A 14668-nucleotide genomic window follows, 5' to 3' on the forward strand; every position below is an offset into this window, starting at 1 on the left:
TGAAGAAGCCCCGCACGGAAGTGCGGGGCTTTTTTACGTCCGTTTTTTGCCACTTTAAGCTGAAACATTTTCATTTTCTGCATGAAACCTCGACATCTTACAGCGATCAGGCTAATGTTGGGCATCCAGATGTCTAAACGTTTATATGGTTGCGAGAGGTGAGCAGGTTATGCCAATCAGGGTTCCCGACGAATTACCGGCAGTGAATTTTTTGCGTGACGAAAATGTCTTTGTGATGACATCGTCGCGCGCCAGTGTTCAGGAGATCCGCCCGCTTAAAGTGCTCATACTGAATCTGATGCCGAAAAAGATCGAAACGGAGAATCAATTTCTACGTCTTCTTTCCAATTCACCATTACAGATCGATATTCAGCTGCTGCGCATCGACAGCCGCGAGTCGCGCAACACGCCCACTGAGCACCTCAACAACTTCTACTGCAATTTTGAAGATATCCAGCATGACAACTATGACGGCTTAATCGTGACAGGTGCGCCACTCGGGCTGGTCGATTTTAATGATGTCGCCTACTGGCCGCAGATTCAGCGGGTACTGCACTGGGCAAATGAGCACGTCACCTCAACCCTGTTCGTCTGCTGGGCAGTGCAGGCTGCGCTTAATATTCTGTATGGCATTCCCAAACAAACCCGGCATAACAAACTGTCTGGCGTCTATGAGCATCAGATACTGCACCCTCATGCATTACTGACCCGGGGTTTTGATGATAATTTCCTGGCACCGCACTCACGCTATGCTGATTTTCCTACTCAGCTGATCACGGATTACACCGATCTTGAGCTGTTTGCTGAATCGGAACAAACCGGTGCCTATCTGATGGCGAGTAAAGATAAACGTCTGGTGTTTGTTACCGGCCACCCGGAGTATGACGCCCTAACGTTATCGGGTGAGTATCACCGCGATTATGAAGCGGGAGTAAGCCCGGAAGTTCCTTATAACTACTTCCCGCAGGACAATCCGGCCCTGCCACCGCGTGCCACCTGGCGCAGTCACGGCAATCTGCTGTTTTCGAACTGGCTCAACTACTATGTTTACCAGATCACCCCGTTTGATTTGCGTCGCATGAATCCGACGCTGGAATAGTCCCGTCTGAAGATCAACTGAACCGTGTTAGCCGATGGCAACACGGTTTTTTTTCGCCTGCAGAACAACATTGAAAGCTGTTCCTTTAACAGAAAGAAAATTAATTACAGCTAAAACATAGGGATAAGACTAATTTAATTTAAAAATGGAAATAGTTTTTGATTTAGAAAAATAAATGCTTATGCTCTGATCCTGTAGCTCACAAAACAAACACCGTGTGGATCCGCTGCATTTGATCCTTTGAATACAGGAGAACGCCAGCATGACAGACTCAGTGCTCAGCCATACCCTCGCTTTCAGCCAGCCCTTTAACCATGCCGAACAGCAGCTGTTAACACCGGAGGCCGTCGCATTTTTGGAGGCGCTGGTCACACGCTTTGCCCCCCAACGCGATGCGCTGTTATCGGCTCGCCAGCAACGTCAGCAGCGATATGACCAGGGCTACCTGCCAGACTTTGATATGGAAACCGCTTCCATAAGGGCAAGTGAGTGGCGTATTCAATCCATTCCGGCCGATTTAGAAGATCGTCGGGTTGAGATCACCGGACCACCCGATCGAAAAATGGTGATTAATGCACTGAACGCCAACGTAAAAGTCTTTATGGCCGACTTTGAAGATTCTCTGTCACCGGAATGGTCAAAGCTGATTGATGGGCAGCAGACACTGCGCGAGGCGGTGCAGGGCACGCTGAGTTACACCAGCGAGAATGGCAAGATCTATCAACTCGGTGCTAATCCGGCGGTGCTGATGTGCCGGGTTCGTGGGCTGCATCTGTCAGAAAAACACGTCAGCTGGCACGGTGAGTCGATTCCAGGCGGATTGTTTGATTTTGCGCTCTATTTCTTCCACAACGTCCGGCCCTTACTGGCTAAAGGCAGCGGGCCTTACTTCTATCTGCCGAAAACAGAGAGCTGGCAGGAGATCGCCTGGTGGCGTGAGATCTTCAGTTTCAGCGAGGATCAGTTCGATCTGCCGCGCGGGACGATCAAAGCCACCGTCCTGATTGAAACCTTACCCGCTGTGTTTCAGATGGATGAGATCCTGTGGAATCTGCGCGATCACATCGCCGGACTCAACTGTGGCCGCTGGGATTACATCTTCAGCTACATCAAAACCCTGAAGCAGCATCCGGATCGCGTGCTGCCGGATCGCCAGTCCGTCACCATGTCTCAGCCGTTTCTGGATGCTTACTCGCGTCTGCTGATTAAAACCTGTCATCGCCGGGGGGCTTTTGCGATGGGCGGCATGTCAGCGCTGATCCCTGCTAAAGATCCGACGCGCAATAGCTGGGTACTGCAGCGCGTGAAGGAAGATAAACAGCGTGAAGCGGGCAACGGGCATGACGGCACCTGGATTGCGCATCCCGGACTGGCAGATACCGCAATGGCGGTCTTCAATGCCGCGCTGGGCGACCGGCCAAATCAGCTACAGGTCATGCGTGAAGAGGATGCTTCAGTCACGGCAGAACACTTGCTCGCGCCCTGTCAGGGTGAGCGCACCGAAGCCGGAATGCGCGCCAACATCCGCGTCGCGCTTCACTATCTTGAGGCCTGGATCAGCGGAAACGGCTGCGTGCCGATTGACGGGCTCATGGAGGATGCCGCCACCGCTGAGATTGCACGCACCTCAATCTGGCAATGGATTCGTCACCAGCAACGCCTGAATGACGGCCAGCAGGTCACGGCTGAACTGTTTCTGTGCTGGCTGAATGAAGAACTTCATCTGCTGCAAAACACGCTGGGCGAAGCCCGCTTCAGCGCCGGTCGCTATGACGACGCGGCCCGGCTGATGGCGCAGATCACCACCGAACGCGAGCTGGTTTCCTTTCTTACCCTGCCAGGCTACCGCCTGATCCCCTGAACAGAGGAGTAATTGCCATGACACGTACTCAACAGACAGATCAACTGGAACAACTCTGGCAGACCGCACGCTGGCAGGGCATTACCCGCCCTTACAGCGCAGCAGAGGTGGTTAATCTGCGCGGCTCGGTTTTACCCGCCTGTACGCTGGCGGAGCGCGGCGCAGAAAAATTATGGGCGCTGCTGAATGGCGAGGCGAAGAAAGGGTACATCAATAGTCTGGGTGCGCTGAGCGGCGGGCAGGCACTGCAGCAGGCTAAGGCGGGTATCGAAGCAATCTATCTGTCCGGCTGGCAGGTCGCTGCGGATGCCAACGTGGCGGGGCAGATGTATCCCGATCAGTCGCTCTACCCGGTGAACTCGGTGCCGGAGGTGGTGACCCGCATTAATCAGACCTTTCAGCGTGCCGATCAGATTCAGTGGTCCAGCGGCATTGAAAAGGGTGACAGCCGGTACACCGACTTCTTCCTGCCGATCGTTGCCGATGCTGAAGCCGGTTTTGGCGGCGTCCTCAATGCGTTTGAGCTGATGAAGGCGATGATTCAGGCGGGCGCGGCGGCGATTCACTTCGAAGATCAGCTGGCAGCGGTAAAAAAATGCGGTCACATGGGTGGCAAAGTGCTGGTGCCGACGCAGGAAGCCATTCAGAAACTGGTGGCGGCACGGCTGGCGGCCGATGTGATGGGGGTGCCAACCGTGCTGCTGGCCCGCACCGATGCCGATGCCGCTGACCTGATTACCTCGGACTGCGATGAATACGATCGTCCCTTTATCTGGGGCGACCGCACGGCTGAAGGCTTCTTCCGCACCCACGCCGGTATTGAACAGGCGATTAGCCGCGGACTGGCCTACGCACCTTATGCTGACATCCTGTGGTGTGAAACCTCGACGCCGGATCTGGCCATGGCGCAGCGCTTTGCCGACGCCATTCATTCGCGCTTCCCTGGCAAACTGCTGGCCTACAACTGCTCGCCCTCGTTCAACTGGAAAAAGAACCTCGACGATCGCACCATCGCGACGTTCCAGCAGGCGCTCAGCGACATGGGCTATCGCTTTCAGTTCATCACGCTGGCGGGCATCCACAGCATGTGGTTCAACATGTTCGATCTGGCTCATGCCTACTCACAGGGCGAAGGCATGCGTCACTATGTTGAAAAGGTTCAGCAGCCGGAGTTTGCTGCCCGCGACCGCGGTTACAGCTTCTCGTCACATCAGCAGGAGGTGGGCACCGGCTATTTCGATCAGGTGACCACGATCATCCAGGGCGGTAAGTCCTCAGTAACCGCGCTTACCGGTTCGACCGAAGAGCACCAGTTCTGACGTTTTCCTCTGACTGCTTCCCCGCCCGTACCACACGGGCGGGCATTTACCGGAGCTGATTATGCCGCCGCGCGAATCTTTAATCGCCCACACTATCCTGCAGGGGTTTGATGCGCAGTATGGCCGCTTTCTGGATATCACTGCCGGGGCGCAGCAGCGGTTTGAGCAGGCGGAATGGCAGGCGGTGCAACATGCGATGAAGGCCCGTATTCATCTTTATGACCATCATGTGAGCCTTGTTGCCGATCAGCTACGGGTGCTGAACGGCGCAGCCAGCTGGGATGAGGTTTTCTGGCTGCGGGTCAAGGATCACTATCAAAGCCTGCTGCCTGGCTATCCGCGGCATGAGATTGCCGAAAGCTTCTTTAACTCCGTCTACTGCCGGTTACATGGACATGCCGACCTGCAACCGGATCGGCTGTTTATCTTCAGCTCTCAGTCCCTGACCGCGCCGGTCACACCTTTACGCCCGCTATCACGTCGTTATACGCCGGAACGGGGCTGGCGGGCATTGGTGGATCAGGTGCTGGGGGATTTACCGCTGACGCTGCCGTGGCAGCACCGTGCGCGTGATGTCGGCTGGATTGTCCGTCATCTGCAGTCGCATTTTCCCCGGCTGAACCAGGGCTGGCTTGAGGTCAACAGTGAGCTCTTCTATCGCAACAAAACGGCCTGGCTGGTGGCGCGCCTGCATCTGCCGGAGGGCATTTTTCCCTGCCTGCTGCCCATCCAGCGCACTGAAACCGGCGAACTGTGGATCGATACCTGCCTGACCGATGTGAATGACGCCAGCATTGTGTTTGGTTTTGCCCGCGCCTATTTCATGGTTTATGCCCCGGTGCCTGCCGCGCTGGTCGCCTGGCTGCAACCGATTCTGCCCGGCAAAACGCTGGCGGAACGCTATATGGCGATTGGTTGCCAGAAGCACGGTAAAACTGAAAGCTATCGTGAATATCTTCAGGCACTGGCAGAGAGTAAGACGGCCTTTGAGATCGCGCCCGGCGTGCGCGGTATGGTGATGCTGGTTTTTACCCTGCCGGGTTTTGACTGGGTGTTCAAGGTGATAAAGGATCGCTTCGCCCCGCAAAAAGAGGTGACGGAAGCGCAGGTCCGCGCGTGTTATCAGCAGGTCAAAGAGCACGATCGTGTTGGGCGTATGGCAGATACCCAGGCGTTCGAGCAGTTTGCGCTGCCCCTGTCGCGTATCTCGCCAGCGCTGCTGGCAGAGCTCTATGCCTGCGTGGCAGAGAAGCTGCATGTCGAAGGCGACCGGCTGATCATTCGTCACCTGTGGCTGGAGCGCCGTATGCAGCCTCTTAATCTCTACCTGGCACAGGCCAGCGTCGCTGAGCGACGTCATGCGATCGAGGAGTATGGCAACGCCATCAAACAGCTGGCGGCCGCCAATATCTTTCCTGGCGATATGTTGTTTAAAAACTTCGGCATAACCCGTCATGGCCGGGTGATTTTTTACGATTACGATGAGATTCGCCCGATGCAGGAGCTGAATTTCCGGGAGGTGCCTGCGGCGCGTTATGAGGAAGATGAACTCAGTGCGGAGCCGTGGTACAGCGTGGGGCCGGATGACGTCTTTCCGGAAACCTTCCGCTATGCGTTATGCAGCGAAGCCGCAACCGGCAGCCTGCTGCTGGCGCTGCATCCGGAGATATTTGACGCCAGCTGGTGGCGTGCGCAGCAGCAGCGTCTCGCCTGTGGTCATGTGGAAGAGGTCATCGCCTGGCGGCAGACGCAGCGTTTCAGCGTCTGCTACGCGGCAGAAACGGTTAACGACCGCTGTACGCCAGCGTAACCTGACGCGCTTCGCGGATGACCAGCGCACCTAACTCCGTAATCCGATCGTCTGTCATACGGGCGATGGGGCCGGAAATCGAGAGCGCAGCAAACGCCTCACCATGCTCATCATAGATGGGGGCGGCGACACAACGCAGGCCGAGAGCATGTTCTTCATCATCCAGCGAAAAGCCCGCTTTGCGCACCTGCGCCAGATTCTCTTTCAGACTCTGCGGCGACATCAGGGTTTTCGGCGTGTAGTAATGCAATCCTTTCTGATGCAGCAGCGCGGTAACCTGTTCATCGCCCAGATGTGCCAGAAACGCCTTACCGGCACCGGACGCGTGCATCGGCAGCTTACCGCCAATCGGCGCGGACATCCGCATCAGCTGAGTGCACTGCACCTGATCAATGATCACCGCCTGGTGGTCACTGAGATCCAGCACCGCCAGGTTTACCGTTTCACCGGACTGCTCCATCAGACGACGCAGCACCGGGTGAACCAGCGCCAGCAGATTGCGGCTTTGCAGGAAACTGCTGCCGACCACAAAGGCGTGCGCGCCAATTGTCCACAGCCCGAGATCGCCTACCTGACGAACAAAGCCCTGCTGCTGCATGGTGCTGAGCAGACGATGCGTGGTGGAGTTAGGCAGGCCCGCCTGCTGTGCCAGCTCGGTCAGCGCTACGCTGCCGTGGGAATCCGCAATCAGCTCCAGCAGCGTCAGGCCACGCGTCAGCGATTGAACCTGACCGCCCGCAGGTGCGGCGACAGGGGTGCCGCGGGGTTTCTTGCCGCGCTTAACGGGAACCGGCGTTGCCATCGTTGTCTCTCCTGTTTCTTTGTGGAAATCATTTTCGTTTTAATCGCGCAGTTTGCAAACGCTGGCTTTCTGGTCAGACCTGTAAGGCCGTGACCTGAACCTGGCGCAAAAGAGGTTACTTTGTCGCCAGACAGGCTTGTGCCAGAATGAAAAACAGGGTTTTCCGCCAACAGCATACTGACGTAAACGGGGCAACAGTGAGCAATAAAATCGACACGCTACATCAGCAGCTCGCACAACGCATTATGGTGCTGGATGGCGGCATGGGCACCATGATCCAGCGCTACCGCCTGGAGGAAGCGGATTATCGCGGCAGTCGTTTTGCTGACTGGCCCTGCGATCTCAAAGGCAACAACGATCTGCTGGTGCTGAGTAAACCCGCTGTGATCCGCGAGATCCATGACGCCTATCTGGCCGCAGGGGCGGATATCCTTGAAACCAACACCTTTAACGCCACGTCGATTGCGATGGCGGACTACCAGATGGAGCGTTTATCGGCCGAGATCAATCTGGAAGCGGCCCGGCTGGCACGGGCCTGCGCCGATGCGTGGACGGCAAAAACGCCGGATCGCCCGCGTTATGTCGCGGGTGTGCTTGGCCCGACCAACCGCACCTGTTCGATCTCACCTGACGTTAACGATCCTGCGTACCGCAACATCACCTTTAATCAGCTGGTGGAAGCGTACCGCGAATCGACCCGTGCGCTGGTGGAGGGCGGGGCTGACATCATCATGATCGAAACGGTGTTCGACACGCTGAATGCCAAAGCGGCTATCTATGCGGTGCAGACCGAGATGGAGGCGCTGGGTGTGGCGCTGCCGCTGATGATCTCCGGCACCATCACCGACGCCTCGGGCCGGACGCTCTCCGGCCAGACCACCGAAGCCTTTTACAACTCACTGCGCCACGCAGAACCGCTCTCTTTTGGCCTCAACTGCGCGCTGGGGCCGGATGAGCTGCGTCAGTATGTGGCGGAGCTGTCGCGCATCGCCGAAGGCTACGTCACAGCCCATCCCAACGCCGGTCTGCCCAATGCTTTTGGCGAATACGATCTGGATGCGGAGCTGATGGCGCAGCAGATGGGTGAATGGGCCACTTCGGGTTTCCTGAATATTATTGGCGGCTGCTGTGGCACCACACCCCAACACATTGCGGCGATGGTTGCGGCGGTTGACGGCGTTGCACCGCGCAAGTTGCCCGTGATTCCGGTGGCCTGTCGCCTCTCTGGCCTGGAGCCGCTTAACATTACCGCAGAGTCCCTCTTTGTTAACGTCGGTGAGCGCACCAACGTCACCGGCTCAGCAAAATTTAAGCGGCTGATCAAAGAAGAGAAGTACAACGAAGCGCTGGACGTTGCGCTACAGCAGGTGCAGAGCGGTGCGCAGATCATCGACATCAACATGGATGAAGGCATGCTCGACGCCGAAGCGGCGATGGTGCGCTTCCTGAATCTGATTGCTGGTGAACCCGATATTGCCCGCGTGCCGATCATGATCGACTCCTCAAAATGGGAGGTGATTGAGAAAGGGCTGCAGTGCATCCAGGGCAAAGGGATTGTGAACTCCATTTCGATGAAAGAGGGGGAAGCGGCCTTTATCCACCATGCGCGCCAGGTAAGGCGTTACGGCGCGGCGATGGTGGTCATGGCGTTTGACGAAGTGGGCCAGGCGGATACCCGCGCCCGTAAAATTGAGATCTGCCGCCGCGCCTGGACGATTCTCACCGAACAGGTCGGCTTTCCACCGGAAGATATCATCTTCGATCCCAACATCTTTGCGGTCGCCACCGGCATTGAGGAACACAACAATTACGCGATGGATTTCATCGGTGCCTGTGAAGATATTAAGCGTGAACTGCCCCATGCGATGATCTCCGGCGGCGTCTCCAACGTGTCGTTTTCATTCCGTGGCAACGACCCGGTTCGTGAAGCAATACATGCGGTCTTCCTCTATCACGCCATCCGTAACGGCATGGATATGGGCATCGTTAACGCAGGCCAGCTGGCCATCTACGACGATCTGCCCGCTGAATTACGCGAAGCGGTAGAGGATGTGATTCTTAACCGCCGGGATGATGGCACTGAACGACTGCTGGCGCTGGCGGAAAAATACCGTGGCGGCAAAAGCGATGGGGCGCAGGACAAACAGCTCGCCGAGTGGCGCAGCTGGGACGTGGTAAAGCGGCTGGAGTATGCGCTGGTCAAAGGCATCACTGAATTCATCGAGCAGGATACCGAAGAGGCGCGCAGGCAGGCACCCCGTCCAATCGAGGTCATTGAAGGCCCGCTGATGTCCGGCATGAACGTGGTCGGTGACCTGTTCGGCGAAGGCAAAATGTTCCTGCCACAGGTGGTGAAATCGGCGCGGGTGATGAAGCAGGCGGTAGCCTGGCTGGAGCCTTTTATCGAAGCCAGCAAAGAGGCGGGGCGCAGCAACGGTAAAATCGTGCTGGCGACCGTTAAAGGCGACGTGCATGACATCGGCAAAAACATTGTCGGCGTGGTGCTGCAGTGTAATAACTATGAAATTATCGACCTTGGCGTGATGGTGCCGGGCGAGAAAATCCTCAAAGCGGCGCGAGAAGTGAAGGCGGATATTATCGGCTTATCAGGCCTGATTACCCCGTCGCTGGATGAGATGGTCAACATGGCGAAAGAGATGGAGCGTCAGGGCTTTACCGTGCCGCTGCTGATCGGCGGCGCGACCACCTCGAAGGCGCACACCGCCGTTAAAATTGAGCAGCACTACAGCGGCCCGACGGTCTATGTGCAGAACGCCTCACGCACCGTTGGCGTGGTGTCGTCGCTGCTTTCCGACACGCTGAAAGCCGATTTTATCGCCCGAACCCGAAAAGAGTATGAGACCGTGCGCATTCAGCATGCACGCAAAAAGCCGCGCACGCCGCCGGTTTCGCTGCAGGCGGCGCGCGATAACGCCACGACGATTGACTGGGAAAGCTACACCCCGCCGGTTCCGCATCGCGCCGGTGTCAGGCAGGTGGAGGCCAGCATTGAAACGCTGCGCAACTACATCGACTGGACGCCGTTCTTTATGACCTGGTCGCTGGCGGGTAAATATCCCCGCATTCTGAAAGATGAGGTGATCGGTGAAGAAGCGCAGCGTCTGTTTGCCGATGCCAATGCGATGCTCGACAGATTAAGCCAGCAGGCGCTGCTGAAGCCGCGTGGTGTTGTTGGTCTTTTTCCGGCTAACCGGGTTGGCGACGATATCCATATCTACAGTGATGAGCGACGCGATGAGGTGTTGTGTGTGAGTCATCACTTACGTCAGCAGACCGAGAAAACCGACTTCGCCAACTACTGCCTGGCAGATTTCGTGGCCCCGAAATCCACGGGAAAAGCGGATTATCTGGGGGCGTTCGCTGTGACAGGCGGCCTGGAAGAGGATGCACTGGCAGAGGCCTATGATCGTCAGCACGATGACTACAACAAGATCATGGTGAAAGCGCTGGCGGACCGTCTGGCAGAAGCCTTTGCTGAATACCTGCATGAACGGGTGCGCAAGGTGATCTGGGGTTTTGCTCCCAGTGAAAATCTCAGCAATGAAGAGCTGATTCGGGAGAATTATCAGGGGATACGTCCGGCACCCGGCTATCCGGCCTGCCCGGAGCACACTGAAAAAGCCGCCATCTGGCGTCTGCTGGCGGTGGAAGAGCAGACCGGCATGAAACTCACCGAATCCTTTGCCATGTGGCCGGGTGCGTCGGTGTCTGGCTGGTACTTCAGCCATCCTGACAGCCGCTATTTCGCGGTGGCGCAGATTCAGCGTGACCAGGTGGAAGATTATGCAGCACGTAAAGGGATGTCAGTCACGGAGGTGGAGCGCTGGCTGGCACCCAATCTCGGCTACGATGCGGACTGAATAAAAAAGCGGCCTGAGGTTGTTGATAAAGCCTGGCTCGCGCTGCTGTGATACCGGAGCGGCGCAGGAAACACGGCCAGATTCACCCTGTTTCGGCTTTTTCAGCGGTCTGAAGCGTTCAGATGGTCGCCTGAAACGCACCGGAGTCAAAGCGATGGGAGCATACACCCGGAGTAAAGCATCGCGGGCCAGGGATGGCCCGCGCTGAGCATGCCACGGATGGCGTTTTTGCGTCTTTACGCAGGGCGTTTGCTCCCTGAGCCTGCTTCTGTAAACAGCGTTGAGCGGCCCGGAGGCCGCCTCTGCTTAGTTGAAGCGCGCGTCGCGATCGGACGTCAGATCATACAACTGGTACTTACGACCCAGCATCTGACCGCCATCACGCGTCAGCGGCACCCAGTTGACCTGCGCACGACCGCGCGTTGGCGTCACGGTGAACAGATCCATCGGCACGGAGATATAGAAGCCTTTGGTGAAGTCGCCTTCGCCATACTCTTCAGACGAGACGTTGGTTTTGGTGGCATACACACCGACCATCACGCCGCTGTCGAAGCGCTTAGAGACATCAACGGTCACGCCTTTATCTTTCGCCAGATACTGACCGACGCTGGTTTTCACCAGCACATCCTGCATAAACCACGGACGCCAGTAGCCTGTCAGGTTGCCGGTTGCCGCTTTATAGCGGTTAAACTGCATCATGTTGTCCCAGTCACGCTGACGGACATAGTTGGCATCGACGCCCACCGCCCAGTTCGCATCGACCGGACGATAGAGCAGCTCGCCGCCCACGCCGCCGTACATCGTCTCCAGATAGCCGCCGTAGACCTGACCATAGAAGCCGTTTCCGAGGTGGCCCATATAGTTTGCCTGCAGATCGTTAACGTAAACGTTGTTCTCAACGTAGTCGCGGATATGGGTACGCACACGCGGCAGCGTAGAGTCAGCCGGTGCGCCGTTGTAGTTGAACTTGTCGTAGTTGTTGGCGAGGTTACCAAACAGACTGCCGCCCACCAGCAGGTGATCCGTCAGCCAGTAATCAGCATTCGCCATGACGCCAATCTGATACATGTAGAAGCTTTCCGGGCCGCCTACCGACTGATTCAGCACGGGTGACAGGCTGTAGTTCAGACGATCCTGACGGATAAACATACCCTGCTCAGTGCTACCCGGGTCGACCGGTTCTTTGCGGCTCTGTTGCAGCGGCTGCTCATGGCCCAGCGGATAACCTTCCAGATTGTTACGCAGACTGGCGACCTGCGTCTCTGTGGTGACCTGAGGCATGTGGAAGCGTGACTCAGTGACGCTGATGGTGTCGATGCCATCCGGCAGGTGGTTCATGATGATGCGGTTCGCGCGATCCACCCCTTCACGGGTATCGCGGTACTTTGTCTGCTCGCCTGAAACATAGAGGGTGTGACCCTGAGTCTGAATACGCGGGCCATCAAGACCGGCGTTGTACTTCAGATCGGTCAGCTGAGTTCCCACGACCGTCGGCTCAAGCAGCTTAGGCTGCGGCTGCGGATTGTAGGCCGGTTTTTCGCTGTCGATGTGCGCCTGGCGCAAATCGTTGAAGTTGGTGCGGAGGGTGACACCAAACATAAAGGTATTGCCGCGTTCGTAGCTGGCGTTGATGTCAGCCCAGTCGGTCACACGGTAGATCGCCCCGACGTTAAGCTTGCTGCGCTGATCAAGGCGGCCAGCAAAGTCGTTCTGGTAGTTATTGCCCTCATACTCCATTTTAAGGCGCAGCGGCTGCCAGGGTGTCTGATACTCCACGCCGCCAAAAAATGCTGTCGGGCCGTGGAACATCTGCGATCCATTGATGGATCCCGCTTCGCCCACCTGCGGGCGCTGGCAATAGCTGTCACTGTAGGAGCAGAAAGGGTTCTTCACCGTGCCGCTGTTGCCGAGATAGCCCCAGCCAAGGCCCAGGGTAAAGTCGAACGGGCCCCAGGCTTTGGTCCCTACCACATATTCACTGTCGAACAGGCCGGTCCCCCCAAGATCGCGGGTTCCCACCGCCACTTCCGGCAGCCAGAAGCTTTCCTGCCACAGACGCAGCTTCAGGTCGAAGGCTTTATCTTTATAGCTCTGTGTGCCGCTGAATTCTGACACCGCACTGTACTGCCGGGTCCGTACGTCGGTATAACGCACGGTGGTCTCCAGCCAGGGAAAGAGCTGCAGTGACGCGGAATAGTAGCGGTACTGATCGTTGTCACGCGCATTGAGGCTGAACTCGCCTTCTTTGGCCATGCGTGCCGTCGGCACCTGCATCAGGCCCACGCCACCGAAATCAGATTGGGACGGGCCCACCGGCGCGGGGAAGGTGTCAGCCTGCGTCTGACAGGCTGCCGCCACGGAAACAGCCAGCAGGCTGAAGAGATAACGTTTTTTCATCAGTCTGGTATCCGGTGAGTCAGTACGGAAAGGATGCGATCATTGAGGTCTTCATAGCTGCCTGGCAGGCTCCACGACGAAAAGCCGAGCCAGATAATGCTGCCTGGTTCCACTTCCGCGTGGCGATGATTCCAGTAAGCCACCGGCACCTGCTGTGTGGTGCCCGAAGGCGCAATCACCGTGACAAAATTGCGTTCCGCCCCGGAGAGGGACGGGTGACCATCCAGATAGTCGCGTACTGATTTACCCGGCTGCCAGCTCACTTTGCCTGCGCCGCTCAATGCGCCGAGCAGCAGCACGGAATCGGATGGCGTCTGCAGCCAGAGGTCATAGCTGCCTTCCAGCCGGCGGTTGTCTGCCGGATGCAGACGGACCCAGTCCGGGTCGAGCGGCGTGAACTGACGACCAGCCACTTTAATGGCGCTGAGCTGGCGGATGACCTCATCAATCGCCTCGGCCCGATCGCCGCTGCTGTCGGCACGCCAGGCACGTAACGCGCCCAGCGTCTGCTGATATTGCTGCTCTGCCACTGCGCTGGCACCGCGCTCGGCAATAACGGTACGGCGCCAGTCAGTGCTGGCCTGCAGCGCAGGCAGGGTCACCAGCTGTGACAGATCCGCGACCTGGCTGAGTTCAGCCTGACCGCCGTTGTGCGATGCATGGACGATAACCTGCGCAGTCGCCTGCGCCCCTGCGGCGCTGAACAGGCTCAGCCCGGCCAGCAAAAAAGTGATTTTTTTCATGATTTCGCCGGCTTCAGAATAGTGGTTTCAACAGGGAAGGCATCGGCCGCCAGCATCTGATGGGCCTGCACCACATCGCCGCTGCTGTTGTCGATCCAGAAGGTGTTTTCCCACGAGCGGTTACTGCTGTCGATGCTGACCTGCTCATGCCAGACGCGGCACGGAATGCGGTTGCCCGCCACTGTCAGCACGTCATCGGTGCCGCGCTGGAAGGTTGAACGCTCGGTCGCGCCACGAACCTTGCCCTGTTCGGTCCACTGCACGATGCGGGTCCAGCCTGCGCCGTTGCTGATATGCAGGCTGTTAGCAAGCGGATCCTGTTGCAGATTGCTGACGCTCAGCAGGTTATCCGGTAAGCCCAGGGTCTTAACCAGGCGGCCATGCTGGGTCACCAGCATCGCCTGATCCTGAGTCACCCATTTCTGCTGCCCGTTCTCGTTGTAACCCAGCACCACAAAAATGCGCGGGCCTTCATTCAGACGAGCATAGAGACTGGCATAGGGAAGATTGTTGACCTGTTGATCGGTGACGGTTACGTCATCAGGACCGTTAACCGCGAGCAGCAGAGTCTGTTCAAGACCTTTTTGCGTTTGTGTACAGGCCTGCAATAGCAGGCAAGCGAGCAGCAGAGGAAGTCGGCGCACTGTGTGTCCCTGATAAGTCATGCCAAAGTAAAAAATAACCACACAGGCGTGTGGTTATGTTTAAAAGTGCTCTGCCCGTCACGGCTGGCTGCTGAGAGACAGGTTACGCGGC

General features: G+C 57.3%; 9 protein-coding genes. 5 read left to right on the forward strand and 4 right to left on the reverse strand.

Translation table 11 applies throughout. From position 1 onward, the window contains the following. The first annotated feature begins 169 nt into the window (after positions 1–169). From metA to aceK, 4 genes are all read left to right on the forward strand, one after another. Positions 170–1099: a homoserine O-succinyltransferase gene (gene metA / locus N5J69_RS10435; RefSeq protein WP_013359748.1), complete on the forward strand. Its 930-nt coding sequence runs from the start codon at positions 170–172 to the stop codon at positions 1097–1099. Positions 1100–1361: 262 nt separating this feature from the next. Continuing rightward, the gene (gene aceB / locus N5J69_RS10440; RefSeq protein ID WP_279770125.1) at positions 1362–2960 is read left to right on the forward strand and encodes a malate synthase A; all 1599 of its coding nucleotides are present in this window, start codon (positions 1362–1364) and stop codon (positions 2958–2960) included. A 17-nt stretch (positions 2961–2977) separates the two neighbouring features. Further along, positions 2978–4279, forward strand: a complete 1302-nt coding sequence (aceA, locus tag N5J69_RS10445) for an isocitrate lyase (RefSeq protein ID WP_279770127.1) — start codon at positions 2978–2980, stop codon at positions 4277–4279. A 61-nt stretch (positions 4280–4340) separates the two neighbouring features. Further along, positions 4341–6089, forward strand: coding sequence for a bifunctional isocitrate dehydrogenase kinase/phosphatase (gene aceK / locus N5J69_RS10450; RefSeq protein WP_279770129.1), 1749 nt, complete (start codon positions 4341–4343; stop codon positions 6087–6089). Here the strand turns inward: aceK and iclR are convergent. Then, a complete protein-coding gene (gene iclR / locus N5J69_RS10455; protein WP_279770130.1) occupies positions 6064–6891 on the reverse strand; it encodes a glyoxylate bypass operon transcriptional repressor IclR in 828 nt (275 codons plus the stop codon). The genes aceK and iclR overlap by 26 nt on opposite strands. A gap of 197 nt (positions 6892–7088) precedes the next feature. Between iclR and metH the strand changes: the two genes are divergently transcribed. Continuing rightward, on the forward strand, positions 7089–10772 hold the full coding sequence (metH, locus tag N5J69_RS10460; protein ID WP_279770132.1) for a methionine synthase: 3684 nt from the start codon (positions 7089–7091) through the stop codon (positions 10770–10772). 306 nt (positions 10773–11078) lie between these two features. On the opposite strand, the gene N5J69_RS10465 is transcribed toward metH, so the two are convergent. From N5J69_RS10465 to N5J69_RS10475, 3 genes are read right to left on the reverse strand one after another with little or no spacing between them, the layout of a single operon-like run. Beyond that, complete coding sequence (locus N5J69_RS10465; RefSeq protein ID WP_279770135.1) at positions 11079–13169, reverse strand: YjbH domain-containing protein; 2091 nt, start codon at positions 13167–13169, stop codon at positions 11079–11081. After that, positions 13169–13912, reverse strand: coding sequence for a capsule biosynthesis GfcC family protein (locus N5J69_RS10470; protein ID WP_279770137.1), 744 nt, complete (start codon positions 13910–13912; stop codon positions 13169–13171). Before N5J69_RS10470 ends, N5J69_RS10465 begins: the two co-directional genes overlap by 1 nt. Beyond that, positions 13909–14556, reverse strand: coding sequence for a YjbF family lipoprotein (locus N5J69_RS10475; RefSeq protein WP_279770139.1), 648 nt, complete (start codon positions 14554–14556; stop codon positions 13909–13911). The genes N5J69_RS10470 and N5J69_RS10475 overlap by 4 nt, the downstream gene beginning before the upstream one ends. Positions 14557–14668 lie beyond the last annotated feature (112 nt).

Origin of the sequence: Pantoea sp. GD03673 (assembly GCF_029844725.1) — a bacterium.
GTDB lineage: Bacteria > Pseudomonadota > Gammaproteobacteria > Enterobacterales > Enterobacteriaceae > Pantoea.